The organism is uncultured Methylobacterium sp. (assembly GCF_964244095.1).
GTDB lineage: Bacteria > Pseudomonadota > Alphaproteobacteria > Rhizobiales > Beijerinckiaceae > Methylobacterium.
On record NZ_CAXTHR010000020.1, the window covers coordinates 17,203 to 42,419 of the forward strand.

The window sequence follows — 25,217 nt, forward strand, 5'->3', positions numbered from 1 at the left end:
GAACCCGCGCTCCGTCCGGGCCGACACCCCTCACGGCTTGCGCGGCGGATCACCGCCCAGGATCGAGCGGGGGACGATGGGAGATCCATCGAGGACCTCGGCGATAAAGTTCCAGCCTGCTATGTCGAGTATCGTTCGTCCCGACGGTTCTGGCTCCAGCGTGTCGAAAGCATCGCGATCTAAATAATATCATACGTTAAGAGTAAAATGAGGTGTTTTGCCACTGCTCTCGCGGGTCACCGGTTTTAACGAAAAATCAAGCTGCCGCCCCACACGTATCCGCGACGAAGGCGAGGGTCTCTACCTTCCCAAAACCCCGCTCCATCAGAGTTTCCTCCCGTCATGCGTCACCGCCTGCTGCTGCTGCTCGTGACGGCCAACCTGTCCATCCTCGGCGTCACCTCCGGCGTGGGATGGTGGATGACGCAGCAATACGAGGCGCTGTTCTTCATGAGCGAGACGGCGCAGAACCAGTCCCTCGTCGATGCCTCCGTGGCGAGCCGCCTGTGGGAAGCGCATTTCGCCCAGGTCGGCGACGTCGCGATGCAGATCGCGCAGGGCGAGCCCCTGCGCAAGGCGACGTTGGCGCGGGACGCCGCGGCGGTGTCGGCGATCCTGGCCGACGAGTTCCGTCGCGGGGCCATCTCCAGCGGCAACGTCACGGCCGTGCAGATCGCCGTCCTCGATCCGAACGGTGCGCTGGTCGGCTCGAGCCGCAAGTCGGACAAGCCGGTCGCGCTCTCCGAGAAGGCGGCGCTGCTCGTGCGCGAGCGCAAGAACACGGATCGCCTGCGCTTGGCGCAGGTGGCCGACCTCGACGCGGGACGCCCGCATCTCAGCGTGATCGCCCCCGTCGGCGGCCTTCGGATCACCGGTTACGTGGTGCTCCAGGTCGATCCGCTGCCGGTCCTGCGCAACCTCGATCTCCAACTCGGGGCGGAGATCGAGATCGTGGATGCCGCCGGCGAAGTCCTGTTCGCCCCGGAGAACATCCGCCTGCAGCCCTCCCCCGGCATCCGCGCCACGAGCCTGCGCATCAAGGGACCGGACGGGGAGGCGCTCGCCGTCCTGCGCATGCGTGCGGACGCCTCCGACCTGCTGGCCGGCCTGGCGCGGACCCGCAACACGTCCTTTGCCGCGTTGATCGTGTTTTCCGGTGGCGTGTCGCTGGTCTCCCTCCTCGCCGTCTGGTTCTTCCTGCGCCAGGTCCGCAGGCGCGAGGAGGCCGCGCAGGTCGAGGCCCAGGCCCAGGCTCTGCGTGAGGCGGCCGTGGCCGCCGACCGTGCGCAGGAGAGCCGCACCGCGCAGGCGGCGATCGAGGACGCCCGCCACTCGCAGCGCGCCCGCCTGGCCCAGGCCCTCGACACGCGCGTCGCGGGCGTGATGTCGGAGACGATCTCGATCTCGACCGGCCTCGCGACGACATCGAAGCGTCTCGCCGACCTCGCGCAGGCGTCGGCTCAGCAGGTCCGTGCCGTGGAACGGCAGTCGGGCGACACGAGCGACCGGGTCACGCTCGCCTCGGACGCGTGCGCGGACATGCGCAGGGCGATCGACCAGATCTCGGCGCGGACCGGCGATGCGGCCGCGATGACGGCCAAGGCCGTCGGACAGGCGGGCGAGACCGGTGAGACGGTCGCGCGCCTGGCACGCGCCTCCCAGGAGATCGGCGGCGTGACCGAGATGATCCAGGGCATCACCGGCCAGATCAACCTGCTCGCGCTCAACGCCACGATCGAGGCCGCCCGGGCCGGGGCGGCCGGCCGCGGCTTCGCGGTCGTCGCATCCGAGGTCAAGGCGCTGGCGACCCAGACCGCCAAGGCGACCGGCGAAGTCGCCGTCAGGCTCGAAGCCATCCAGGAGGAGGCCGACCGGGTGCAGGGCAGCGTCTCCTCCATCGTCGACCTGATCAAGGCGCTGGACGAGCGGCTGTCGGCGATCGACGAGGCGATCCAGCGTCAATCCACGGCGACGGTCGCCATCACCGACAACATCGGCGGCGTGGAGACGGCCACGCGCACCTCGGCCTCCGAACTGAAGACCGTCCGCACCGTCGCGGAAGAGACCGACGCGAGCGCCACCGACATCGGAGCGTCCCTGGCCGCCCTCGCGGAGCGGCTCTCCGAGGTGAAGGGCAACGTGGAGACCTTCATCTCCGAACTCGCGGCCTAGAGCATTTTCCAGCGCGGTGGATGCCGGCTCGCGGGAAGACGATGCGACCACACAAGGACTTAGAGCATTTTCCAGCGCGGTGGATGCCGGCTGGCGGGAAGACGATGCGAGCGAACGATAGGGAAAGCATCTTCCGCGATGCCGGGGTCATGGCGAATGCTCGCGATGGTCCGTACATCGAAATTTCAGATCTGTAATAGAGATTGCATCGTGCAACCGCCTCATCCGCAAGAAGGTTTCAGACTTATGCGCGCTTCCGCTGTTCTCATGCTCGGTATGAGCTTGTTGTTCTCGCCTGCCTATGCCGGCGACGCCCCCCTGACGATCGATGGCGCGCGGACGGTCGATGCCGATGGCGTGATCGGATTGATCTCGGCCGAGCCCGAGCTGGTGATCCTGGACAACCGCAAGATCGAGGACTTCAACGCCGGCGCCATCGAAGGGGCCACACGCCTGATCGACACGGAGATGTCCGCGGAGACTCTGGCCAAGAGCGTGCCGACGAAGGCGACGGCGCTGCTGTTCTACTGCAACGGCCTCAAATGCGGTCGCGCCGCCAACGCCGTGAAGATGGCGACGGGCTGGGGCTACTCCAAGGTGAGCTACTACGCCCTGGGGATGGATGACTGGGTCAAGAAGGGCCTGCCCGTCGTCAAGCATTGATCGCGGCCGTCCCTGCGGTGGTGATGGACCGCGACGTGTGTCTTCCCTCTCCCCCCGCGTAGAGGGGGGAGAGCGCGCAGACCGGGCTTTCTTCGGTGCGAGCCCGCTCACCCCGCCGAGACCAGCCAGCACCCGGCCTCCAGCCGCACGGCACCGTCCCGTGCGTGCGGCAGGAAGGCCTCCGTCACCGCCTCCAGGGCCGCCTGCCGCACGGGCGGCTCGCGGTCGCGCAGCAGCCGCGAGACCGGGCCGAGTTCGACCACGACCGCGGCGGCCGCCCCCGCCGCCGTGCGGGCCGAACCGTCGTCGGCCTGCCCGAGCAAGAGGTCGCGCGCCACCGGCGCGCAGGCGACCTCGTCGAAGCCCGCCGCGCGGAGCAGCCGGGACAGCCCTTCGGGGTCGGCGAAGCGGAACGGGCCCGGCCCCTCGACATCCGGCGGCGCCGCATCGGGCACGAGCGGCAGCACCGCGGCGCGGGGCACGGTGACCCAGGGGTTGTCCGCCATCGCCCGCCAGCACAGGAAGGTCAGGCGGCCGCCGGGCTTCAGCGATCGGCGGATGTTGGCGAAGGCGGCGCGCGAGTCGGAGAAGAACATCACGCCGAAGCGCGAGATCGCGTGGTCGAACGCGGCCGCGCCGAAATCTTGGGTCTCCGCATCCGCCTCGACCCAGGCGACAGGCGCGTCGCCCGCCTGCACGGCGCGCCCGCGGGCGACCTCCAGCAGCGGCCCCGAGAGGTCGGCGGCGAGCACCCGGCCCCCCGTCCCGGCGGCCCGCGCGGCGACCAGCGCGGTCGCCCCCGCGCCGCAGCCGATGTCGAGGATCGCGGCGCCCGGCGGCAGGGCGGCGCCGGCAAACAGCGCCTCGGTGAGCGGGGCGAACACCGCGTCGAGCACCGCCTGGCTGCGGGCCCAGCGCTGGCCGACCTCGCCGTTCCAGTACTCGGCCTGGGTCATCGTGGCTTGCGTCATCGCCCTGCTCCCCCGTGCGGCAACCGATCCGCGCCCGCGCCGCATCATGCACGCGGGCGGAGCCGGCGTCTGCGGCGAACCCGATCATCCGAATCGGGCGCCCGGTCGCGTCCGGCCCGACCCCGCCGATCGACCCGGCATCTCTCGGCGGGACCGGGCAGGTAAGGGCCGAGGACGGTCCCCGGTCAGGGATAGACGATAATCGGGAATTTGCGCACACACGTTGAGTACGCATGGAGGAGCGTCGTCATGGCTGAGCCGGACCGGGACGAAACTGCGACACCCCGGCGGCTCGGCGTGCGCGCGTTCCGCGCGAACCTGACCGGCTTCCTGCGGCAAGCCCGGCACGGCAGCTCGTGTCCGGTCACGTCACGCGGTGAGGTGCTGGCCGAGATTCATCCGCCATCGCCGTCGATCCGATCTTGCCGTCAGCCCGGGGCTCTGCGCGGCAAGATTCGCATGGTGGACGATTTCGACGCGCTCCCGCCGGACGTGCTTGCGGCGATGGAAGGCTGAGTTCGACGCTTCGCGACGTCTCGTGCCGGGTCCCGGATCGGGTTCCGCTGTCGCTCCACCCGTCCGGGAAAACGGGCCCTGCATCGACCGAAGCATTCAACTGGAAACCGTATCAGGACGCCACGTCGAGCGCCGCCGCAGCCCTGAGCTTCGGCGCGGCGGCAAACAGCGCCCGCGTGTAGTCGTGCTTCGGCGCCGCGAACAGCGTCGCGGTCGCGCCCTCCTCGACGATCCGCCCGTTCAGCATCACGATCAGCCGGTCGCACAGGCGGGCGGCCACGCGCAGGTCGTGGGTGATGAACAGGATCGCGAGGTTCAGGCGCGCGCGGATTTCTTCGAGCAGTTCCAGCACCTGCCGCTGCACCGAGACGTCGAGCGCCGAGACCGCCTCGTCGGCGATGAGCAGGTCCGGCTCCATCGCGAGCGCGCGGGCGATGGCGATGCGCTGGCGCTGGCCACCAGAGAATTCGTGCGGGTAGCGGGCGAGCGCGCCCGCATCGAGCCCCACGAGGTCGATGAGCCGCCTCGCCCGCGCCAGGGCCGCGTCACGCGCGAGCCCGTAGTTCATCGGCCCCTCGACGATGGACTGGCCGACGGTGCGGCGCGGGTTGAGCGAGCGGTAGGGATCCTGGAAGATCACCTGGATGCGGCGGCGATGGGGGTGCAGCGCGCGGTGCGGCAGGCGCGCGATGTCCTCACCCGAAAGCCGGACGTGGCCGGCGGTGGGATCGACGAAGCGGGCGATGCAGCGGGCGAGCGTCGACTTGCCCGAGCCCGATTCGCCGACGATCCCCAGCGTCTCGCCGGGCTGGAGCGCGAGGCTGACGCCGTCGAGCGCGTGGACCGAACGCCCGGCTCCGAACAGCCCGCGCCCGCCGTAGGTCTTGGTCAGGTCGCGCACCGCCAGAACCGGCGCCGTGGCGGCGGGGCGGGGCCGCGGCGGGCCCGGCTCGGCGCGGGGCACCGCGGCGATCAGCATGCGGGTGTAGGGGTGCTGCGGCCTTGTGAGCACGGCGTCGGCCGCGCCCTCCTCCACGACGCGGCCGCGCTGCATCACCACCACCCGGTCGGCGATCTCGGAGACGACGCCGAAATCGTGGGTGATGAACAGGATGCCGGTGTTCCGCCGCCGCTGCAGTTCGCGCATCAGCTTCAGGATCTGCGCCTGGGTGGTCACGTCCAGCGCCGTCGTCGGCTCGTCGGCGATGAGCAGCGCGGGATCGTTGGCGAGCGCCATCGCGATCATCACCCGCTGGCGCTGGCCGCCGGAGAGCTGGTGCGGGTAGGCTTTTGCCAGCGTGTCCGGGTTCGGCAGGTGCACGTCGGCGAGCAGCGCCTGCACCCGCTCGCGCCGGGCGTGGCGCGCCAGTTTTTCGGAATGCGCCTCCAGCATCTCGGCGAGCTGGTCGCCGACGGTGAGCACCGGGTTCAGCGCCGTCATCGGCTCCTGGAACACCATCGCCATGCGGCTGCCGCGCAGGCGCCGGAGCCGCGCCGCGCCGACCTTGAGCAGATCCTCGCCCGCCAGCAGGATTTGTCCCGCGGACGGCTTCAGGATGCTCGGCAGCAACCCCATCACGGCGCTCGCCGTCACCGACTTGCCCGAACCCGATTCGCCGACGACGCAGACGATCTCGCCCGGTTGGACGGTGAGGCTTAAAGACTCGATCGCGAAGGCGCGGTCGCCCCCGCCGGGCAGCGCCACCGAAAGGTTTTCGATACGGAGCACCGGCTCGCTCATCGGCCGCCCCCAAAACTGCGGGCGGTGCGCGGGTCGAGCGCGTCGCGCAGGCCGTCGCCGACGACGTTGACCGCGAGCACGGTGGCGGCGACGCACAACCCCGGGAACAGGATCACCCACGGCGCGATCTGGAAGCTGCTGCGCCCCTCGGCCATGATGTTGCCCCAGCTCGGCACCTCAGTGGGGATGCCGGCGCCGAGGAAGCTCAGGATCGCCTCCGTGAGGATCGCCGAGGCCGCGACGTAGGTGCCCTGCACGATCAGCGGCGCGATGGTGTTGGGCAGCACGTGCCGCAGCAGGAGCTTGGGCAGCCGCGTGCCGGCGCCGATCGCCGCCTCGACGTAGGGCTCGCTGCGCACCGAGAGCACGACGCCGCGCACCAGCCGGGCGACGCGGGGGATCTCGGGGATGCTGATCGCCACGATCACCGTGCCGACCCCGGCCCCCGACAGCGTGACGAGGGCGATCGCGAGCAGGATCGAGGGGATGGCCATCACCCCGTCCATGACCCGCATCACCACCGCGTCGAGCCAGCGGACGTAGCCGGCGACGAGGCCGATGGTCAGCCCGATCAGCACCGACACGGCGGCCACCGCGAGGCCTATGCTGAGCGACACGCGGCCGCCGTAGACCACCCGGCTCCACACATCGCGGCCGAAGGCGTCGGTGCCGAGCCACGCGGCCTCCGAGGGCGGGCGCAGGCGCAGCCGCGGCCGCAGCAGGATCGGGTCGCCGGTCCAGAGCCAGGGGGCGGCGAGCGCCGCGAGGCCGACCGCGAGCAGCACCGCGAGGCCCGCGAGCACGCCGGGATGACGCAGCATCGGTGGGAGGGCGGCGCGCGACGCCCTCGGTGCCGGCTGCCCGGCCGACGCGGTCCCCGCCTCCGCGGACGGCGCCGTCTCGTCGAGGGTGCTCATGGCGGGTCTCGCGGCAGACGCCCCGAAACGTGCCCGGCCGCAGCGCGGGTCCCCTCTCCCCGCACGCGGGGAGAGGCCCGGCTGCACCCCGTCGTGCAGCCGGGAAGCGGAGGCGAAGCCGGAGCGACGGTGAGGGGGCGATCTAGGACGGGGCGCATCCGGTGTCGCCCCCTCACCCTCGGCTGCCGCCTCGCCGCGACGACGACGGGGTCGTCGCGGCCCTCTCCCCGCAAGCGGGGCGAGGTGATGCGCGGCCATCGACGTGGCAAGCGCATGGATGTGTGAATCCGCAAGCCCGTGCGGGTGAGGGTCGGGGTGCCGTTCGTGTTCCTGCCCATCAATACCGAATCCTCGGGTCGAACAGCAGGTAGGACAGGTCGATGGAGAGGTTGATCAAGACGTAGAGCGCGGAGAACAGCAGGATCACGCCCTGGATCACCGGATAGTCGCGCGCCAGCACCGCATCGACGGTGAGCCGCCCGAGGCCGGGCAGGTTGAACACGCTCTCCGTCACCACCACGCCGCTGATGAGGAGCGCGATGCCGAGCCCGATCACCGAGATCACCGGGATCGCCGCGTTGCGCAGCGCGTGCCGGCGCAGCACGCGCGCCTCGGTGACGCCCTTGGCGCGGGCGGTGCGGATGTAGTCCTCGCCCAGGACCTCCAGCACGCTGGAGCGCGTCGTGCGCGCGATGAGCGCGATGTAGATCACCGAGAGCGTCAGCGTCGGCAGGATCAGCCGCGTCAGGAACGGCCACAGCCCCTCGCTGATCGAGACGTAGCCCTGGACGGGCAGCAGCCGCAGGTTCATCGCGAAGCCGAAGATCAGCAGGTAGCCGAGCACGAAGACCGGCACCGAGAAGCCGGCCACCGACAGCGCCATCACCGCGCGGTCGATCCAGGTGTCGTGCCGCCACGCGGCGAGCACCCCGAGCGGCACCGCGACCAGCACCGCGAACAGGATGGTGGTGACGGCCAGGGCCAGCGTCGGCTCGATCCGGTCGAGGATGAGGGCGGCGACCGGCTTGTTCGAGATGATCGAGGTGCCGAGATCGCCGTGCGCCAGCCGCCAGATCCAGGTGCCGAACTGCTCCAGCATCGGCTGGTCGAGGCCGAGCCGCGCGCGGATCTGCGCGATCTGCTCCGGGCTCGCGGCATCGCCCGCCAGGATCGCGGCGGGGTCGCCCGGTGCCAGCCGCAGCAGCAGGAACACGATCACCGCGACGACGCCCATCACGGGGAGCGTGGCGGCGAGCCGGCCGGCGAGGAAGCGTCCCATGTGGGTCTCCGCGTTGTCGGGGCGAAGCGCGGGTCTTCCCTCGCCCTTTAGCGGGGAGGGATGGAAGCTACTTCTTCTCGATGTTCCAGAACACCGGCGCGGGTGCCTCCAGCATCCCCGAGAGCTTGGGGCTGGCCGCCAGCGGCGAGCGGTACTGGCCGGTCGGGTAGTACATCCCGATCTTGTAGGCGCGCTCCTGCACCGCCTTGGCGATCTCGGTCTGTTTTGCCGGGTCGGTCTCCAGGGCGTAGGCGTCGCGCATCCGCTCGACCTCCTCGTCCTTGGCCCAGCCGAACCAGCCGCCGACCTTGCCCTTGCCGTTGACGCCGACGTTGGCGACGGGGTTCATCATGTCGGCGTTGACCCAGGTGGTGTGGAAGATGTTCCAGCCGCCCTGCGCGACCGGGTCCTGCTTGGCGCGGCGCCCGACGAGCGTCTGCCAGTCCATCGATTGCAGGTCGATCACCATGCCGATCTTGCGCAGGGCCTGCGCCGCCACGGGGCCGAGCGGCGCGACGATGGCCAGATCGGTCGGCTGCATCATCACGATCGGCTTGCCGTCGTAGCCGCCCTCCTTGAGGAGCTGCTTGGCGCGGGCGAGGTCGAGCTTGGGCGCGCCGGCCTCGGTGGCGTTCGGGGTCTTGCACACGAACAGCGCGAGGCACGGCACCTCGTAGTCCGGGTCGCCGATCTGCGCGTCGAGGTAGTCGGTCTGGTTCAGCGCCAGCAGCGCCGCCTCGCGCACCTTCTCGTTGTCGAAGGGCGGGTTGAGCCAGTTCATCCGCAGCATGCCCGACATGCCGAGCGGGTTGTAGTCGAAGATCTGGATGCCGGGGCTGCGCTTGAGCACGGCCAGGAAGTCGTGCGGCGGCTGCTCGACGTAGTCGATCTCGCCGTTGATCAGCGCGTTCACCGCGGTCTGATAGTCGGGAATGTTGATCCACTCGACGCGATCGACCTTCACGACCTTAGCCCCCGAGGTCCAGCTCGGCGGCTCCTTGCGCGGCACGTAGTCGGCGTTCTTCTCGTAGACGACCTTCAGCCCGGGCTGGAACTCGGCCTTGACGAACCGGAACGGCCCGGAGCCGATCTCCTCCGGCACGTTGCGGTCGGCCGGGGTCTCGGCGATGCGCCTGGGCATCATGAACGGCACGTTCGAGGACGGCTTGCCGAGCGAGGACAGCACGAGGCCGTAGGGCTGCTTCAGCACCAGCTTGAACGTCCTGTCGTCCACCGCGTCCAGGGAGGCGGTGTACTGCATGAGCTTCTGACCCATGCCGTCGCGCTGGCCCCAGCGCCGGATCGACGCGATGCAATCCTCGGAGGTGACGGGCGCGCCGTCGTGGAACTTGAGGCCGTCGCGGAGCGTGAAGGTGTAGGTGAGCGTGTCGTCGCTGACCTTGTAATCCTGCACCATCTGCGGCTGGACCTTGAAGCTCGCATCGGTGGAGAACAGCGTGTCGTAGATCATGTAGCCGTGGTTGCGCGCGATGTAGGCGGTGGTGATGATCGGGTCGGTGATGCGCAGGCCCGAATGCATCACCGCGCGGATCGTCACGGGCTTGGCCTGCGCCAGCGCCGCCTCCGTGCCGCCCGCCGCCGCCAGCAGGGCGAGCGCCGCCGACCATCCGTAGCCCAATCCCTTGCGCATCATGCGGTCCCCTGCGCCGCGTCGCGGCCGTCGCGGTCGGATGAATGCACGATGCGGGCCGCGCGTCACGCCCGGTCCGCGTCCGTGCGACCCGCCGCCGTTATTTGCACGACGTGCAAAATCGCACTTGAACGTCGTTCAAACCCGTGGGAGCCTTGATCCGTGGACGACATTCATGCCGTGGGAGACAGCGCATGCTCGACGTGTTTCGCATCCTGGCCCGGGGGGCCGCCGCCCGCGCGGGCGAGGACCTGTTCGATCGCAACGCCCTGCTGATCCTCGATCAGCAGATCCGCGAGACGCAGGCGGCGCTGGAGCGCAGCCGCCGGGCGCTCGCCGCGGCGATTGCCGGCGACCGGGCCGAGGCGCGCCGGATCGATGCGCTCGAAGCCCGGGCGCAGGACCTCGCGGCGCGCGCGGTCGCCGCGCTCAGGGCCGGGCGGGAGGATCTCGCAGGCGAAGCCGCCGAGGCGATCGCCGAGCTGGAGGCCGAGCGCGATGCGGTGCGCGCGGCCCGCGCACGCTTTGCGGCGGAGGTCGCGCGCATCCGCAGCGTCGTCGCCGACGCGACGCGGCGGCAGGCGGAGCTGGAACGCGGGCGCCGGATCGCGGCCGCGACGGAAGCCGCGCGCCGCCTCGGCGCTCGCACCGCCCCGTGCGCGACGGCGAGCCTGCGCGAGGCCGAGGCCACCCTGGCGCGCCTGCGCGCCCTGCACGCGGAGGCCGCCGACACGGAGGCCGCCCTGGACGAGGCGACGCCCGGCCTCGACATCGCCGAGCGCCTGGAGCGCGAAGGCTTCGGCCCGAGCACGCGCCCGAGCGGCGGGGCGGTGCTCGACCGGCTGCGCCGCGAGGCCGGCCTCGCCCAGCCGCACGCCGCCTGAGACCCCACGCACCCTACCGCTTCTCACCTGAAAGGACCCGTCATGACCAACGAGACCACGCAGCATTCCGGCGCCTGGGTCGGCTTCACCTACGCCGCGTTCCTCGGCTCGGCCGCGATGGTCGCCTGCGGCATCCTGTTCCTGCCGGTCGACATCTGGATCAAGGGCTACCTCGCCATGGGCACGGTCATGCTCGTCCAGTCCTGCATCACCGCGACCAAGACCGTGCGCGACGTGCACGAGGGCCGGCGCATGGTGAACCGCATCGAGGACGCCAAGACCGAGCGGCTGCTGATGTCGGTCGGCAAGGAATGATACGGTTGCCGGCTCATCGGTTCGGTTGTGCGTCCTTCCCCCGTTGCGGGGGGAGGGTTGCGCGCAGCCGCCGCCGGTTCGCGCGAAAAAAATGCTGCGGCACCAAAGAGATCGAAGCAGGCTTGTCCGGGCCAAGCCACGAAAGCCTGCTCAGGCGCCGGCTTCGCCGGGATACCGCTCGATGGGCATCGTCCCGCCGGCCTCGTCCACCCTTCGCGCATCGGGCGCCGGCAGCGCGCCCGCGAAGAGATCAAGCCGCTTCCAGGCCGGGAAGGGCTGCCGCCCCCGCGGGTCGGGGACGTGGGGCGAGAGTGTAGAGCCGGCGTTCCTGTGGATGTAGCGGCCGCAATTCACGAAGATCCGGCTCGTCGTCACGCGGACGACGTGGTCCGCCCCCGGATACAGGCCGAGGAGGGCGGGGTCGTTCGCGAGCGCGGCGCGACCCTGGACGCGCAGGCGGTACGGCCGCTCGAAGTCGATGAAGAGCAGGCCGACCTCGGTGCTCGCGGCGATGTTTCCGAGCGTCAGGAACATGCCGTTGCCGTCGTAGCTCGGGAACACCAGCTCGCTCGGGCCGGTGACGCGGACGAACCCGGGCGCGCCGCCCTTGTACGAGACCGTGGGCCGGCCCTGCCCGTCCACGGTGCTGACGAACAACATCGCGACGCCCTGGATGAAGTCCCGCTCCTGCGGCTCGAAGGCCGGGTGCGCGAGCTCCTCCAGCCGGTCCGCCAGCTTGCGCGTTCCGTGCGCGTCCTGGAAACGCCTGTGGGTCGGCCCGAAGAATGCGCTCATCGCCACCTGCTCGATCCGTTGGAGTCGTACAGAGTTTCCGGTTGATCGGTCCGGGGGCGTCGCGTCGCGTCACCCGCGCGTTCTTTCCCTCTGCCCTCTGCGGGAGGGGGAAGGCGCGCGACCGAACCGGTCAACCGGATGACACCCTCACCAAACCGCTGCGCGGCGTTCCACCGGGCGCTGGATTTACCGCGTTGACGAAGCCGTCGCGTCAATAGGCGACCGAGAAGCGCGTGCGATGATGCCGCGGGCGTTCGATCTCGTCGAGCATGGCGACCGCGTAGTCTTCGAGCGAGATGCGGCTCTCGCCGTCGGCGTCCGTCAGGAGTCGGTCCCCGCCGACGCGGTAATGGCCGGTGCGCTCGCCTGGAGCGAGCAGGGCGGCCGGGCTCACGAACGCCCAGTCGAGGCCGGTCTCACCGCGCAGGCGATCCAGGAAATCCGCGGTGCAGAGCGCCCCGCCCTTCCACTGCGCCGGAAAGTCGGGCTGATCGACCAGACGGCGGCCCGGCGCCACCTCGAGCGTGCCTGCGCCGCCCACGACCAGCAGGCGCGCGACGCCGGCCCGCTTGAGCGCGTCGATGATCGATCGCGCACCCGTGCCGCTCGCGTCCGCACCCGGATTGAACGCGCTGATCACCGCGTCGTGTCCGGCGACCAGCGCGGCGAGCCCCGCGGGATCGGTGGCGTCGCCCCGCGCCGCCGTGAGCCTCGGACGCGTCGGCAGCTTGTCCGGGCTTCGGACGATCGCCGTGACCGCGTGTCCGCGGTCGAGACTCTCCGACAGGATCTTGGTTCCGACCAAGCCGGTCGCGCCGATGATCGCGATTCTCACGCTACGGTCTCCTTGTTCCAGGGGGCGGTGCGCGTGGCGCCGTCCGTCGGGGGCACCCGATCCGTGAGGGACTGGCCGCCGATCCCTTCCGCGGCGAGCGCGGCCGCGACCGAGTCCCGTCGGACGAGGCCTTGCGCGAAGATCGCGTAGCGCGGGTAGGTTCTCGGCATGTCGAGGCCGATGCCGTTCCCCCAGCGGTAGAAGACCAGCAGGAACGGATCGACCGCGGTGAAGCCGTCACCGGTCGCGTGGGGACCCGAAAGCCGGCTCTCGATGACCGCGAAGCACGCGGCGATGGTTTTCCCGGCCCGAGCCTCGATGCTCTCGAAGACCTCCGGGTCGTCGGAGAATCGCTGCGGCCGCCACAATCCGCCGAAACCCTGGCCGTGCAGGGTGCCGGACAGCCAGTTCATCCACTCGTAGGCCCGTACCCGGTCGAGCGCGGTCCGGCCCATCAGGCACCGCTCCGGGGCCAGGTCCGCGATGGCGGTGGCGATCGCCGGAACCTCGGTGATCACCGCGCCGTCCACGGAGAGCACCGGCACGCGCCGCTTCGGGTTGAGGCGGGCGAAGTCCTCCGTCAGGTTCGCACCCTTGGCGACCGACGTCGCGATGGCGTCGAAGGGGACGCCGAGTTCATGGAGTAGGATATGCGATGCGAGCGAGCAGGCCCCGGGGGAGTACCAAAGCTTGATCTCGGGCACGGGCGAAGGTCCTTCCTTGCCGAATTATGTAGACAGGTCTACCTATTCCGAGGCACTGCGTCAAGCCGGGGGCGACATGCGGCAAGGTGATGGTGAGCCGCGCGGGTCGGCCGGGCGCGACCGGCTGCTGGCGACCGCACGGCGGTTGTTCACGCGCCACGGCGCGTCCAACGTCGGCATCAACGACGTGACCGCCGCGGCCGGCGTCGCCCGGATGACGCTCTACAACAACTTCCCCTCAAAGGACGCGCTGACCGCGGCGGTGTACGAGGAGATGGCGGCTGCGGCCCTCCAGGCGCTCGGCGCGATGGCGACGTCCGGGCTCTCGGACGACGAGACCATCCTGGGCGTCTTCGACCATTTCGACAGGCGCGAACGCGAGGCCGACTATCGCGGCTGTCCCTTCATCCACGCGAGCCTTCAGGCGGCGGACGCCGCGGGCCCGATCTACGCGATCGTGCAGGCCTACAAGCGCGGCCTGCGCGAGCACATCCTCCACCTGCTCGACGCAGGCCGCCCGAACCGCGCCGAACTCGCCGACCAGATCGTCCTGCTGCTCGACGGCGCGGTCACCGAGGCGTACCTGGGCGGCGTGGCGGACCCGGTGACGGCGGCCAAGCGCGCGGCGGCGACGCTGCTTCGCGCGCGCCCATGATCGCGCGAGATGGCGTCTGAGGCGTGCGGGACGGCGCTTACCTTCGTGGGTTCGGGTCGCGAACGGCCGGGTTCCACGACGCGCGTCCCGCGAAGATCCGCGCGCGGCCTCTTCTGCTCAGTCTCACGCGTCAGATCAGGCACGGTCGCGCCCGGGCCGGCTAACCGATTGCCTCATACGGTTTCCGGTCGAAGACTTCGGTCGCGCGCCGTTTTCCCGGACGCCTGGAGGGCCAGCGGACGGTGATCCGGGACGAGAGCAAAACGAAGGGTCGCGTCAGCGGCTCGATCCGATCGGTGCAAAGGGTTTCGACGCTTCGCGACGTTCCGTGACGGGTCCCGGATCAGGTTTCGCTGTCGCTTCACCCGTCCGGGAAAACGGGTCCTGCATCGACCGGCTCCCGTATCAACCCAGCCGCGTCAGCAGCCCGGCGAACAGCCGCGCCCGCTGCGGCAGCGACGCGACCAGGATGTGCTCGTCCAGCGTGTGGTAGCCGCGGCCCACGGCGCCGAGCCCGTCGAGCGTCGGGATGCCGGCCGCCCCGGTGAAGTTGCCGTCCGAGCCGCCGCCGGCGCTGCGGTGGGGCAGGGCGTGGCCGAAGCCGTCCGCGAGCCCGCGCGCCGTCTCGTAGAGCGCCATCGTCGCGGCGTCCGGCTCCCAGACGGGCCGCGTGACGCCGCGTTTCACGTGAAACATCACGCCGTCCGCCTCGCCCGCGAGCGCCAGCATTCGCGCGACGCCGCGGTCGAGGTCGCCCTGGCGCTTGGCCATGCTCAGCGCCTGACCGGTGCAGGTGGTGGCCACGCAGTTCACCCAGCGGCCGCCATCGACGATGCCGACGCTGAAGGTGCAGTCGGCGTCCGTCATCGCCTCGATCGCCAGGATCTTTGCCGCCATCGTGCGGATCGCGGAGCGCCCCTCGGCGAGCGTCGAGCCGGCATGGCTCGGCCGGCCGACCGCCTCCAAGTCGAAGCGGGCGATGGCGTAGCGGCCGGTGACGACGCCGCCGTCCTGCGTGCCCGGCTCGGGGACGAGGACATACCGGTGGCGCGCGGCCTCCGCCTCGATCAGGTCGCGGGTCGCGGGGCTGCCGACCTCCTCGTCGCTGGTGAACAGCACCGTCACCGGCAGCGGCGTCGCGATGCCGGCCGCGATCAGCGCCTTGATCGCGGCGAGCGCCAGGAAGTTGCCGGCCTTCATGTCGAGGATGCCGGGACCGTAGGCGCGCTCGCCCTCGACCCGCCACGGCAGGTCCTTGAGCGTGCCGACGGGATGGACCGTGTCGAGGTGGCCCAGCACCAGGATGCCGGGTTCGTCCCGCCGCGGATGCGGGAACTTCGCCCGCACGCAGTTGCCCAGCCCCATCCGGCCGGGAATGGTCTCGACCGCGGCGCCGGCGATGGCGAGGTCGCGGGCGGCGATTCCCATCATCCGGTTCACGGCGTCCGCGTCGTGAGTCGGGCTCTCACATGCGATCCAGGGCCGGAGGCCGGCGAGCATCGCGGCCGCATCGAAGGTGGGGGCTGTCATCGGGCAGGTGTCTCCACGAACGGGTCGGCGAAGGGGTCGGCCACCCGGGGCCAGAAGTTCGGATCGCGCTTGGTGTAGGGGATCGCGCCGTAATCGGGTGGCACCGCGCCCGGTGCCGACACGTAGCGGACCGCGCTCGCGATCGGTGCGAAGGCGGCGTAAAAATGCTGCATCGACTTCACCACCACGATGCGCTTGTCGGCAAGCGTCAGCCCGAGCCCGGTGAAGGCGTCCGGCGCGAAGGGCTGCTGGCGCAGGCTCGTCAGCACGACGTGGAGCCCGTCCGCCTCGACCCAGGCGCTGGGGCCGAGCAGCGCCCGGCCGCCGCTGAGGCCCGACTGGTCGTGCGCCTCGCCGAGCCCGCGCACGACGATGGGCAGGTCGATCGGATCGCCCGAGGTGACGCCGCACTTGCCGCCGACGCGGAGCGTGAAGCGCGCGCCGATCCCGGCCTCGCAGCAGATGCCGACGGCGCCCGGGTCCCAGACCAAGCCGAGCACCGCGTCGCGCACCCCGCGCGCGGCCAGGCGCGCGAGTACGGCGGTGTTGTCGGAGGGCGCGCCGGCGCCGGCGTTGTCGGCGATGTCGGCCAGCACCATCGGGCGCGGGTCGGTGGAGGCAAGCGCGGCGTCGATGCCAGCATCGATCGTGTCGGCGCGGGTCGTGGCCGCCTCACGCATCGCCCAGACCGCCTCGGCGAGGTCCTTGGCGACGGCCGCCGCCTTTGCCGCGTCGCCATTCGTGACGACCAGCATCCGCGCGCCGACCTCGGCGACGTCCCCCCACGGAAAGCCGTGCGCGAACGAGACCGAGAGGATGCCGTCGCGGCCCTCCAGAGCCTCCATCCGCCGCACGAACGCGGCGACCGGCGCGCGCGAGGTGCGCCACATGTCGATCATGCGGCAATCGTGGATCGCCATCACCGGGGCGATCTCGCCGGCGGCGGTCGCGATCACCAGCGGGTAGAGGTCGTGGGCGCGCGCGACGATGTCGGTGTGCGGGTATTCCTTGTAGATCACGATCACGTCGGCGTTCGCGCGCATCGCCTCGGTGAGGTGGCAGTGCAGGTCGAGCTCGACGCCGACCGTCGTCTCCGGGCCGACCAGCGCGCGCACGCGCGCCAGGGTGTCGCCCTCGCAATCGTCGAAACCCTCGGCCACCATCGCGCCGTGCATGAACAGCAGCACCGCATCGACCGGCAGCGCCGCCCTGAGATCGTCGAGCAGGGTGTCGCGCAACTCCTCGTAGACGGCGCGCAGGGTGATCCCGCCGGGCTGCGCGAAGGTCGAGAGGCTCTCGACGACCTCATGCCCGTCGGCCTCGGCCATCGCCCGCCACGCCTTGAGGCCGATGTTGCTCAAGGTGGGCGGGTTGCGGCTGCCGTCGCGGCGGGCGTAGTCGGCCAGGAAGGCCGAGCGCCCGGTCGGCAGGGGCGCGAAAGTGTTCGTCTCGGTGGCGAGGCCGGCGATGAAGAGCTTCACAGCGTTGTCCTGTCGCTGGGGGGCGGTTCGATCCGAACCGGTGAACTCCGCCTCACGCCGCCGGTGCCTAGACATGATAAGTCCGGCAGCACGTCATGCACCGGCCGGCACCAGGGCGATCACCGTCTCGGTCGCGGCGTCGATCGCGGCACGGGAATAGAGCAGCGGGCGGTAGCCGCGCTTCGCCCAGGCCGGCGCGTGGTCGGCGTAATGCGGGCTGTCCGGATGCCCCGACTGGCCCGGCGCGTTGATGAACACGCTCTCGTCCCAGGCGCCGACATCGAGCACCATCCGGAACGAGGCCCCGTGGGTGAGCCGGAAGGTCTCGGGGTCGTAAGCGGCGTGCATCACGCAAGGCCCCGCGCCGCCCTTCGGCAGCGGCCCGACATCGTGGCCGGTGAAGCCTTGCGCGGCCAGCGGATGCGTGAACAGCGCATGGTGGAGGCGTCCCCAGGCCCAGGCCGCGGGATCGGACCCGAGGCGGGCCGCGCAATCGCGCCACGCGGCCGCGAGCGCGGTCGCCATAAGCGCGTCGCGGGCCGGCGCGTCGAGGGGCGGGCGCGGGTTCTCCAGCCGGTCGAGCAGGCTCTGCATGTCGCCCGGCGGCAGCAGGCGGCGGGTCTCCGAGTCGGGGACGAGGGCGGCGAGCAGGCCGGCGCACAGGTGATGCGCCCAGAACACCTCGACGAGGGCGGCGGCGGCGGAATCCTCGTGCAGGCGGCCGTCGAAGCTCTCCAGCAGCGCGATCGCCGCGCGCGCCTCGGCGTCCTCGGGCCGGGGCAGGGTCGCGGCGAGGTGGGCGAGCCGCAGGGCCGGCTCGGAGACGTCGTCGCCCTGGAGGCTTTGCGAATCGGCGAGCGCGTGACGCGGCTGGTGCGCCAGCACCGTCTGGATGCGCCGCGCCCGCCACGGCTCGTGCCACTCGAAGCCGAGTTTCCGGGATTCCGCCGGGTAGCCGTCGGGCAGGTTCATCGCGTTGGCGCTGTAGACATAGCCGGCTAATGGATCGATCTGCCGTGGGAGCGCGTCGGCCTCGTGGAAGCCGGCCCAGGCGTAGCGGCCGTCACCCGGCACCGGCAGCAGCCCGTCCCAGTTCGGGCGGATGGGCGCGAGGCCGGCCATGAACCACGCGATCCGCCCGCCGGTATCGGCATAGACCTGGTTGACGGAGGGGGCCGACCAGTGCCGGAGCGCCGCGCCGAAGGCTTCCGGCGTCGCGGCGTCGAGATAGGCAAGGCTGCCGAGGTAGGCGGCGGTTCCCGGCTCGGACCAGACGGTGCGGACCGCAAACGCCTTTCGGCCCGCGCGGTCCTCGCAGATCACCGGGCCGTGGCGGGTGAAGCCGAGCACCACCGTCTCGTCGGGGCCGCTCCGCACGGGAACGGCCTCCGACACCCGCGCGATCGGCTCCCAGCCGTCCGCGAACCGGAACAGGTCCGGGTCCTCCGGGTGGGTGTCGAGAACGAAGACGTCCTCCTGGTCGATCGGGGCGATGGTCAGGCCGAAGCCGGCCGTGCCGTTGTGGCCGATGGCGATGCCCGGCAGCGCCGGCTCGCCCGCGCCGATCACGTCGAGGCCGGGCGCCGTGAGGTGGACGACGTAGCGGAGCGCCGGCAGCGCGTAGGCCCGGTGCGGGTCGCTCGCGAGGATCGGCCGCCCGGTGGCGGTGCGCGCGGGCGCCACCGCCCAGTTGTTCGAGCCGTCGCCCGCCGGCTCGGGCACCGCGGCGGGCACGGACCGGCCGACGCCGCCATGCGCGTCGACCTGGGTCCAGGCCCAGGCCGCGTCGCGGGCGGCGGCGAGGCGGGCGGGATCGAACCCGACCGGGGCGGTGGCGAGTCGCAGGACGTCGAGGAGATCGGCCGGCCATTGAGCCGACTCAAGACCATCCGAAGGAACCGTCGCGTGCGGTGGGCTCAAGGCTTGGCGCAGGGCGTCGGTCGCCACGTCGGCGCGCGCCAGCACGCGGGCGCGGGCGACCTCGGAGGCGGCGTTGCGCACCAGCGCGTGGCTGCGGATGCGCACCACGTCCTCGGGCGTCCACACGGCCGGCCGGGTGCCCATCGCCGCGAATTCCGGCGGCAGCAGGCCGGGCTCGTCCGCCGTCAGGGCGACGTAGGCGTTGAGGCCCGCGACGAAGGCCGTGACGATCGCCCTGGTGCGCGGATGGCCGTAGGCGGCCCACTCCGCCTCCCTATCGCCGCGGTAGAGGAACAGCCGCGCCGCCCGGTCCTGCGCGAGGTAGCCCGGCCCGAAATCGGCCGCGAGCCGCCCGAGCCCGCGCTTGCGCCACAGGTCGAGCTGCCACAGCCGGTCGCGCGCCGCATTGAAGCCCTGCACGCGGAAGGCGTCGTCCTGCGTGGCCGCGCGGATGTGCGGGACGCCGTAGCGATCGACGCGGATCTCGGCGGGGGCTGCGAGGCCGGGGAGGGTGAAGGTGAAGTCGCTCACGCCCTCTTCCCTCCCTGTTTGCAGGGGAGGGTGGCCCGCGAGCTAAGTCGGGAGAGGGGAGCGACATTTCCGGCACCGTCGCTCCCCTCTCCCGACCCTCGCGTGAGCCGAGGCCCACCCTCCCCCGCAGAGGGGGGAGGGCTCGCTGCGCTCGGGCTCTTCACAAAGCCACCTCGATCAGGAACGGCCCGCGCCGCCCCAGCGCCGCGCGGAACACGTCGATGAACTGCGCCAGCGTCTCCACCCGCTTCGCCTCCACGCCGAACCCCTTGGCGAGGCTGACCCAGTCGATGGCGGGGTCGTCGAGCGTCAGCATGCCGATCGCCTTCGGGCCGGGATTGGCCGCGCCGACGTTGGCGAGTTCGTGCCGCAGGATCGCGTAGGCGCGATTCGACCAGATCAGCGTCACCACGTCGAGGCGCTCGCGCGCCTGGGTCCAGAGCGCCTGCACCGTGTAGAGCGCGCTGCCGTCGGCCTGGAGCGCGATCACCTTGCGGTCGGGGCAGGCGATCGCCGCGCCGGTCGCCATCGGGATGCCGAGCCCGATCGCGCCGCCGCCGAGTTGGAGCCAGCTATGGGGCGCGGCCTCATGGGTCGCGGCGAAGAAGGTGCGCCCGGTGGTGATCGACTCGTCGCAGACGATCGCACCCTCGGGGATCAGCGCGCCGAGCACCCGGCCGATCGTGTCGTCGGCGAGCGGGCCCGCGCTTGGGAGGCTTGGTCGCGGCCCGGCGGCGGAACCTGCGTCGGCGGGCGCGCCGACGGCCTCGGCGAGGCGCTCCAGCGCCTCGATCTGGTCCTCCTCCGGGGTCGCGAGCACGATCGTCGCGCTGTCGGCGGGCGCGAGCAGGCTCGGCTTGCCCGGATAGGCGAAGAACCCGACCGGCTGCGTCGCGCCCACCAGGATGATGTGGCGATAGGGCGCCAGCGTCTCGATCGCCGCATCGATCGGATAGGGCAGGCGCTCGATCGGCACCGTGCCGGCGCCGCGGTCGATCCGCGCGTTGGCGGTCATCGCCAGAAGCCGCGCGCCGGTCTTTTTCGCGATGCGGGCGGCGATGCGGCGGCCCTCGCCGCGCACCGCGCGGTCGCTCAAGTGCAGCACCACCGGCTCGCCGGAGGCGAGCGCCGCCACCGCCTGCGCCATCGCCGCGTCGCCCGCCCGCGCGCGCTCGGGGATCGGCGGCACCGGCGCGATGCCGGTGCCGGGGTTCCACGCCGTGTCGGCGGGCAGGATCAGGGTGGCGATGCGGCCGGGCGCGGTGCGGGCGGCGGCGATCGCGTCGGCGCCGTCCGCGGCGATGACCTCGGCCGTCGTCCCCATCCTCAGCCACGCCGAGACGGGCGCCGCGAACCCCATGATGTCGGAGGTCAGCGGCGCGTCGTAGGTGCGGTGGTAGGTGGCGTGCTCGCCGACGATGTTGACGAGGGGCGAGCGGGCGCGGCGCGCGTTGTGGAGGTTGGCCAGCCCGTTGGCGAGGCCGGGGCCGAGATGGAGCAGCGTCGAGGCCGGCTTGTCGGCCATGCGCGCGTAGCCGTCGGCGGCCCCCGTCGCCCCGCCCTCGAACAGGAACAGCACGCAGGCCATGCCCTCGACCCGGTCGAGCGCCGCCACGAAATGCATCTCGGAGGTGCCGGGGTTGGTGAAGCACACCGTGACGCCGCCGGCGACCAGGGTGCGGACCAAGCTCTCGGCGCCGTTCATCGCTGCTGCCACCGTATCCGTCCTCATGCCGTCCGCGGGCGCGCGCCATCGTGGCGCCGCGCGATACGGCCGCGCAAGGCCCGCGATGCAACGCCGGTGCCGGGGCCGTCGCGCCGCGCCAAGGGTCGCGAAGGGTCGCGCGAAGGGCCGCATCTGGCGCGGGACTTGCCGGGCGGGCGCTCCCGACCCCGTCGAAAGAGGCCCGCGATGCCCGGCCGAACCCTGGCTGCCCTCACCGTCACCACCGCGCTGGCGGCCGCGCCGGCGCTGGCCGAGACCACGCTGCGCATCGCGATGACCGCGACCGACATCCCCACCGCCACCGGCATGCCGAACAACGGCTTCGAGGGGCTGCGCTTCCTCGGCTACCCGATCTTCGAGGGGCTGGTGCAATGGGACCTCACCCGCACCGACGCGCCCGCCGGATTGATGCCGGGCCTGGCGACCGCCTGGGAGCAGTCGGCCGACGACAAGCGCGTGTGGACCTTCCACCTGCGCGACGGCGTCGCCTTCCACGACGGCACGAAGTTCGACGCCGACGCGGTGATCTGGAACCTCGACCGCTACTTCAAGAACGACAGCCCGCAGTTCGAGGCGCAAGGGGCGGGCATCTCCCGCGCGCGGGTGCCGATCCTGGGCAGCTACAGGAAGATCGACGACCGCACGGTGGCGATCACCACGACGCAGCCCGCCTCGTACTTCCCCTACATGGCGGTCTACCTGCTGTTCACCGCGCCGAGTTCCTTCGAGAAGGCCGGGCGCGACTGGGCGAAGGTGCCCTCCGTGCCGGCCGCCGGCACCGGGCCGTTCCGCATCGTCAAGGTGAGCCCGCGCGAATCCGTGGATCTCGCCCGCAACGACGGCTACTGGGACAAGGCCCGGACGGCGAAGGTCGACAAGGTCCGGATGATGCCGATCCCGGAGGCGAACGCCCGGATCGCGGCGTTGCGCGCCGGCCAGGTCGACTGGATCGAGGTGCCGGCGCCGGACGCGATCCCCTCGCTCAAGCAGGCGGGCTTCACGATCACCACCGGCAGCTACCCGCATATCTGGCCGTGGATGTTCAACATCGGCGCGACGGGCAGCCCGGTGAAGGACGTGCGCGTGCGCCAGGCCCTGAACTACTGCATCGACCGCTCGGCGGTGGTCAGCTTCCTCAACGGCACCGCCGAGCCCGCCACCGGCTGGCTCAACGACAAGGACCCGGATTTCGGATCGCCGCAGAACCGCTACGGGTTCGACCCGAAGAAGGGCAAGGCGCTGCTCGCCGAGGCCGGCTACGCGGCCAAGAAGCCGCTGTCGATCAAGGTGATGATCTCGGCCTCGGGCTCCGGGCAGATGTCGCCGATGCCGATGAACGAGTTCCTGCAGGAGAACCTCAAGCAGGCCTGCGACGTGGACGTGTCGTTCAACGTCGTCGAGTGGACGGTCCTGTTCAATTCCGCCCGGGCGCTGCCCGACGCGCCGGGCCTTCAGGGCTCGAACGCGCTCAACGTGTCGTCGCCCTCCTCGGATGCCGGCGTGATGGTGCGCTACTTCGGGGCCGACCGGTTCCCGCCGAACGGCTTCAACTTCCCGAACTGGAAGGATGCGACCTTCGACACCGCCCTGAGGACGCTCGCCGAATCGAGCGATCCGGCGGCGATCTCCGCCGCGACCCGGACCGCGCACGAGCGCCTCGTCGACGATCCGCCGTGGCTCTACGTGGTCCACGACCTCAACCCCCGCGGCATGAGCCCGAAGGTGAAGGGCTTCGTCTCGCCCCAATCCTGGTTCGTCGACCTCACCCGCGTCAGCATGCCGTAGGCGTTCCCCCATGACGGACACGATCGACGATCCGGCGCTCCTCCCGGCCGCGGTGCTGGCCAAACGGATTGCCGGCAAAACACTCTCGCCGGTGGAGGCGGTCGAGGCATCGCTCGCCCGGATCGCGGCCCACGAACCGAAGCTCCGGGCCTTCACCGAGGTGTTTTCCGCCGACGCGCGGCTCGCCGCCGAGGGCGCCGACCGGGCGATCCGCTCCGGCCACGCGGTCGGCCCCCTGCACGGGGTGCCGATCGTGCTGAAGGACCTGATCGACCTGGAGGGGCGCATCACCCTGGGCGGCTCGGCCGCCCACCGTGCGCGCCGCGCCACCCGCACCGCGACGATCGCCCAGCGCCTGATCGCGCAGGGGATGATCGTGCTGGGCAAGACCCACACCGTCGAGTTCGCCTACGGCGGCTGGGGCACCAACCCGCATCTCGGCACGCCCTGGAACCCGTGGGACCTCGACGTGCCGCGCACCCCCGGCGGGTCGAGCAGCGGCACCGGCGTGGCGGTGGCCGCGCGCATGGCGCCCTGGGGCATCGGCACCGACACCGGCGGCTCGGTGCGGCTGCCCGCCGCCTTCTGCGGGCTGACCGGGCTCAAGGTCACGGTCGGCCGGGTCTCAACGCACGGCATCGTGTCGCTGAGCACGACGCTGGACACCCCCGGGCCGCTCGCCCGCACCGTCGCGGACGCGGCGCTCCTCTACGCGGCGATCTCCGGCGCCGACCCCCTCGACCCGACGACCCGCGGCATCCTGCCGGCCGACCCGTTCGCGACGCTCGACCGCGGCGTGCGCGGCTTGCGGCTGGCGCGGATGCCCGACGTCGAGCGCGCGGGCTGCTCGCCCGAGATGCTCGCGGCCTACGACGCCTCGCTCGACGTGCTCTCCGACCTCGGCGCCGAGATCGTCGCCGTCGCGCTGCCGTTCCGGTTCGCCGACCTCGTCGCGATGAGCGGCATCACCAACGCCGAGGCCTACTTCGTCAACGGCGCGCTCGCCGAGGACCCCGCCGCGCCGCTGGGCGATGCTGTGCGCGGGCGTATCTTGGCCGGAAAGACCGTCTCGGCGCAGGACTACCTCGCCACGCTCCAGCGCCGCGACGCGCTGAAGCGCGCGCTCGGCCTCGCCTGGGCGGGCATCGACGCGCTGCTGACGCCGACCACCGAGACCGCAGCGGTGCCGCTTTCCGAGGTGGACGAGGCGCACCTGCCGTCGCGCTTCACCCGGTTCGGCAACCTGCTCGACCTCTGCGGGCTGAGCCTGCCGAACGGGTTCTCGGCCTCCGGCCTGCCGCTCTCCCTGCAGATCGCCTGCCGCGGCTACGACGAGGCGATGGCCCTGCGCATCGGCCAAGCCTTCCAGCGGGCCACCGACTGGCACCTGCGCGTGCCGGCGGGGCTCTGAAGCGAGCCTGCGGCCGGGCGGCGCGGAGCGCGACGGACCGGCCGCGCAGGGGCTTGAACCGCCGGCTTGAACCGCCCTGGACGTCGACCCGGAAGGATATCGCCACATCCGCGGTATCCCGTTCAGGATCGGGGCGTTATGGCTGTCGGGACCGCCACGGATGACGGACCCGATGCCTCGCTGCCTGCCCGCCCTGCTGCTACTCGCCCTCGTCGCCCCGCCCGCCTCGGCGCAGCCCGCGCCGGCCCCGTTCCCGGAATCCGCGGCGCCCTCGGTCGGCGCCGACACGATCCGGCCGGGCCGGCCGGCGCTGAAGCCTTACCTCAGCGAGGCGGCCGCGCCCGACACCACGCAGATCCTGCCGCCGCCGCCGGCGAGCCGCTCGACCCTGGAGACGGCCGACCGCACCGCCTTCAACGCCACGCGGACGCTGAAGGGCAGCCCGCGCTGGGAGCTGGCGGCCAACGACGTGGCGGAGGGGGCGGCGGCGATCCTCGAAACCTTCGCCTGCGTGCTCGGCACCCGGATCGACCAGGCGCGGGTGCCCGCCGTCATCACCCTGTTCGAGCGCGCCCGCCTCGACATCGCCGGCGTCACCCGCGGACCGAAGGTGCATTACCGCCGCCTGCGGCCCTTCGTCGGCAACGACGCGCCGATCTGCGTGCAGCGGACCCAGGCGCTCGCCGACAGCTTCAGCTACCCCTCGGGCCACGCGACGCAGGGCTGGGCCTACGC

At 71.6% G+C, this 25,217-nt stretch carries 20 protein-coding genes and 1 pseudogene; 9 read left to right on the top strand and 12 right to left on the bottom strand.

Features of this window, described 5'->3' with window-relative positions:
* The first annotated feature begins 342 nt into the window (after window positions 1-342).
* Both ACFE86_RS05365 and ACFE86_RS05370 read left to right on the top strand, forming a co-directional pair.
* Window positions 343-2,172: a methyl-accepting chemotaxis protein gene (locus tag ACFE86_RS05365; RefSeq protein ID WP_375454291.1), complete on the top strand. Its 1,830-nt coding sequence runs from the start codon at window positions 343-345 to the stop codon at window positions 2,170-2,172.
* 267 nt (window positions 2,173-2,439) lie between these two features.
* Complete coding sequence (locus ACFE86_RS05370) at window positions 2,440-2,835, top strand: rhodanese-like domain-containing protein (RefSeq protein WP_375454292.1); 396 nt, start codon at window positions 2,440-2,442, stop codon at window positions 2,833-2,835.
* A gap of 107 nt (window positions 2,836-2,942) precedes the next feature.
* Here ACFE86_RS05370 and ACFE86_RS05375 read toward each other — a convergent pair whose 3' ends face one another.
* Complete coding sequence (locus tag ACFE86_RS05375; protein ID WP_375454293.1) at window positions 2,943-3,806, bottom strand: class I SAM-dependent methyltransferase; 864 nt, start codon at window positions 3,804-3,806, stop codon at window positions 2,943-2,945.
* A 249-nt stretch (window positions 3,807-4,055) separates the two neighbouring features.
* On the opposite strand from ACFE86_RS05375, the gene ACFE86_RS05380 reads away from it, so the two are divergent.
* Window positions 4,056-4,322 carry a prevent-host-death protein gene (locus tag ACFE86_RS05380; protein WP_375454294.1) on the top strand — a complete coding sequence of 89 codons (267 nt, stop codon included), beginning with the start codon at window positions 4,056-4,058 and terminating at the stop codon, window positions 4,320-4,322.
* Between the two features lie 112 nt (window positions 4,323-4,434).
* On the opposite strand, the gene ACFE86_RS05385 is transcribed toward ACFE86_RS05380, so the two are convergent.
* From ACFE86_RS05385 to ACFE86_RS05400, 4 genes are all read right to left on the bottom strand, one after another.
* A complete protein-coding gene (locus tag ACFE86_RS05385; protein ID WP_375454295.1) occupies window positions 4,435-6,063 on the bottom strand; it encodes an ABC transporter ATP-binding protein in 1,629 nt (542 codons plus the stop codon).
* Entirely contained in the window at window positions 6,060-6,884 is an 825-nt protein-coding gene (locus tag ACFE86_RS05390; protein ID WP_375454310.1) for an ABC transporter permease, read from the bottom strand. Before ACFE86_RS05390 ends, ACFE86_RS05385 begins: the two co-directional genes overlap by 4 nt.
* A gap of 433 nt (window positions 6,885-7,317) precedes the next feature.
* Window positions 7,318-8,259 (bottom strand): ABC transporter permease, encoded by a 942-nt coding sequence (locus ACFE86_RS05395; protein WP_375454296.1) that lies wholly within the window; start codon window positions 8,257-8,259, stop codon window positions 7,318-7,320.
* Between the two features lie 67 nt (window positions 8,260-8,326).
* The gene (locus tag ACFE86_RS05400; protein WP_375454297.1) at window positions 8,327-9,910 is read right to left on the bottom strand and encodes an ABC transporter substrate-binding protein; all 1,584 of its coding nucleotides are present in this window, start codon (window positions 9,908-9,910) and stop codon (window positions 8,327-8,329) included.
* 194 nt (window positions 9,911-10,104) lie between these two features.
* On the opposite strand from ACFE86_RS05400, the gene ACFE86_RS05405 reads away from it, so the two are divergent.
* The gene (locus ACFE86_RS05405) at window positions 10,105-10,794 is read left to right on the top strand and encodes a PspA/IM30 family protein (RefSeq protein ID WP_375454298.1); all 690 of its coding nucleotides are present in this window, start codon (window positions 10,105-10,107) and stop codon (window positions 10,792-10,794) included.
* Window positions 10,795-10,836: 42 nt separating this feature from the next.
* Complete coding sequence (locus ACFE86_RS05410) at window positions 10,837-11,109, top strand: YiaA/YiaB family inner membrane protein (protein WP_375454299.1); 273 nt, start codon at window positions 10,837-10,839, stop codon at window positions 11,107-11,109.
* Window positions 11,110-11,259: 150 nt separating this feature from the next.
* Here the strand turns inward: ACFE86_RS05410 and ACFE86_RS05415 are convergent, their stop codons facing one another.
* The 3 genes from ACFE86_RS05415 to ACFE86_RS05425 form a co-directional block, all read right to left on the bottom strand.
* A complete protein-coding gene (locus ACFE86_RS05415; protein ID WP_375454300.1) occupies window positions 11,260-11,904 on the bottom strand; it encodes a pyridoxamine 5'-phosphate oxidase family protein in 645 nt (214 codons plus the stop codon).
* Window positions 11,905-12,115: 211 nt separating this feature from the next.
* Window positions 12,116-12,739: an NAD(P)-dependent oxidoreductase gene (locus ACFE86_RS05420; RefSeq protein WP_375454301.1), complete on the bottom strand. Its 624-nt coding sequence runs from the start codon at window positions 12,737-12,739 to the stop codon at window positions 12,116-12,118.
* A complete protein-coding gene (locus tag ACFE86_RS05425) occupies window positions 12,736-13,443 on the bottom strand; it encodes a glutathione S-transferase family protein (RefSeq protein WP_375454302.1) in 708 nt (235 codons plus the stop codon). Before ACFE86_RS05425 ends, ACFE86_RS05420 begins: the two co-directional genes overlap by 4 nt.
* 76 nt (window positions 13,444-13,519) lie before the next feature.
* On the opposite strand from ACFE86_RS05425, the gene ACFE86_RS05430 reads away from it, so the two are divergent.
* On the top strand, window positions 13,520-14,098 hold the full coding sequence (locus ACFE86_RS05430; protein WP_375454303.1) for a TetR/AcrR family transcriptional regulator: 579 nt from the start codon (window positions 13,520-13,522) through the stop codon (window positions 14,096-14,098).
* Window positions 14,099-14,503: 405 nt separating this feature from the next.
* Here ACFE86_RS05430 and ACFE86_RS05435 read toward each other — a convergent pair whose 3' ends face one another.
* The 4 genes from ACFE86_RS05435 to ACFE86_RS05450 all read right to left on the bottom strand — a co-directional run bounded on the left by ACFE86_RS05435 (window position 14,504) and on the right by ACFE86_RS05450 (window position 21,265).
* Window positions 14,504-15,628: a M20/M25/M40 family metallo-hydrolase gene (locus ACFE86_RS05435; protein WP_375454304.1), complete on the bottom strand. Its 1,125-nt coding sequence runs from the start codon at window positions 15,626-15,628 to the stop codon at window positions 14,504-14,506.
* Window positions 15,625-17,109, bottom strand: a complete 1,485-nt coding sequence (locus ACFE86_RS05440; RefSeq protein WP_375454305.1) for a M81 family metallopeptidase — start codon at window positions 17,107-17,109, stop codon at window positions 15,625-15,627. Before ACFE86_RS05440 ends, ACFE86_RS05435 begins: the two co-directional genes overlap by 4 nt.
* A 93-nt stretch (window positions 17,110-17,202) precedes the next feature.
* The gene (locus ACFE86_RS05445) at window positions 17,203-19,560 is read right to left on the bottom strand and encodes a penicillin acylase family protein (protein ID WP_375454306.1); all 2,358 of its coding nucleotides are present in this window, start codon (window positions 19,558-19,560) and stop codon (window positions 17,203-17,205) included.
* Between the two features lie 160 nt (window positions 19,561-19,720).
* Window positions 19,721-21,265: an acetolactate synthase large subunit gene (locus ACFE86_RS05450; protein ID WP_375454311.1), complete on the bottom strand. Its 1,545-nt coding sequence runs from the start codon at window positions 21,263-21,265 to the stop codon at window positions 19,721-19,723.
* A 207-nt stretch (window positions 21,266-21,472) separates the two neighbouring features.
* On the opposite strand from ACFE86_RS05450, the gene ACFE86_RS05455 reads away from it, so the two are divergent.
* The 3 genes and pseudogenes from ACFE86_RS05455 to ACFE86_RS05465 form a co-directional block, all read left to right on the top strand.
* The gene (locus ACFE86_RS05455) at window positions 21,473-23,071 is read left to right on the top strand and encodes an ABC transporter substrate-binding protein (RefSeq protein WP_375454307.1); all 1,599 of its coding nucleotides are present in this window, start codon (window positions 21,473-21,475) and stop codon (window positions 23,069-23,071) included.
* 10 nt (window positions 23,072-23,081) lie between these two features.
* On the top strand, window positions 23,082-24,482 hold the full coding sequence (locus tag ACFE86_RS05460; protein WP_375454308.1) for an amidase: 1,401 nt from the start codon (window positions 23,082-23,084) through the stop codon (window positions 24,480-24,482).
* 172 nt (window positions 24,483-24,654) lie between these two features.
* Window positions 24,655-25,217, top strand: a pseudogene (locus ACFE86_RS05465) (acid phosphatase); the annotation flags it as partial.

Excerpts from the sequence above, each read along its gene's own strand:
- ACFE86_RS05365 (WP_375454291.1), top strand. The coding sequence starts at position 343 with ATGCGTCACCGCCTGCTGCTGCTGCTCGTGACGGCCAACCTGTCCATC.
- ACFE86_RS05370 (WP_375454292.1), top strand. The coding sequence starts at position 2,440 with ATGCTCGGTATGAGCTTGTTGTTCTCGCCTGCCTATGCCGGCGACGCC.
- ACFE86_RS05375 (WP_375454293.1), bottom strand. The coding sequence starts at position 3,806 with ATGACGCAAGCCACGATGACCCAGGCCGAGTACTGGAACGGCGAGGTC.
- ACFE86_RS05380 (WP_375454294.1), top strand. The coding sequence starts at position 4,056 with ATGGCTGAGCCGGACCGGGACGAAACTGCGACACCCCGGCGGCTCGGC.
- ACFE86_RS05385 (WP_375454295.1), bottom strand. The coding sequence starts at position 6,063 with ATGAGCGAGCCGGTGCTCCGTATCGAAAACCTTTCGGTGGCGCTGCCC.
- ACFE86_RS05390 (WP_375454310.1), bottom strand. The coding sequence starts at position 6,884 with ATGCTGCGTCATCCCGGCGTGCTCGCGGGCCTCGCGGTGCTGCTCGCG.
- ACFE86_RS05395 (WP_375454296.1), bottom strand. The coding sequence starts at position 8,259 with ATGGGACGCTTCCTCGCCGGCCGGCTCGCCGCCACGCTCCCCGTGATG.
- ACFE86_RS05400 (WP_375454297.1), bottom strand. The coding sequence starts at position 9,910 with ATGCGCAAGGGATTGGGCTACGGATGGTCGGCGGCGCTCGCCCTGCTG.
- ACFE86_RS05405 (WP_375454298.1), top strand. The coding sequence starts at position 10,105 with ATGCTCGACGTGTTTCGCATCCTGGCCCGGGGGGCCGCCGCCCGCGCG.
- ACFE86_RS05410 (WP_375454299.1), top strand. The coding sequence starts at position 10,837 with ATGACCAACGAGACCACGCAGCATTCCGGCGCCTGGGTCGGCTTCACC.
- ACFE86_RS05415 (WP_375454300.1), bottom strand. The coding sequence starts at position 11,904 with ATGAGCGCATTCTTCGGGCCGACCCACAGGCGTTTCCAGGACGCGCAC.
- ACFE86_RS05430 (WP_375454303.1), top strand. The coding sequence starts at position 13,520 with ATGCGGCAAGGTGATGGTGAGCCGCGCGGGTCGGCCGGGCGCGACCGG.
- ACFE86_RS05435 (WP_375454304.1), bottom strand. The coding sequence starts at position 15,628 with ATGACAGCCCCCACCTTCGATGCGGCCGCGATGCTCGCCGGCCTCCGG.
- ACFE86_RS05450 (WP_375454311.1), bottom strand. The coding sequence starts at position 21,265 with ATGAACGGCGCCGAGAGCTTGGTCCGCACCCTGGTCGCCGGCGGCGTC.
- ACFE86_RS05455 (WP_375454307.1), top strand. The coding sequence starts at position 21,473 with ATGCCCGGCCGAACCCTGGCTGCCCTCACCGTCACCACCGCGCTGGCG.
- ACFE86_RS05460 (WP_375454308.1), top strand. The coding sequence starts at position 23,082 with ATGACGGACACGATCGACGATCCGGCGCTCCTCCCGGCCGCGGTGCTG.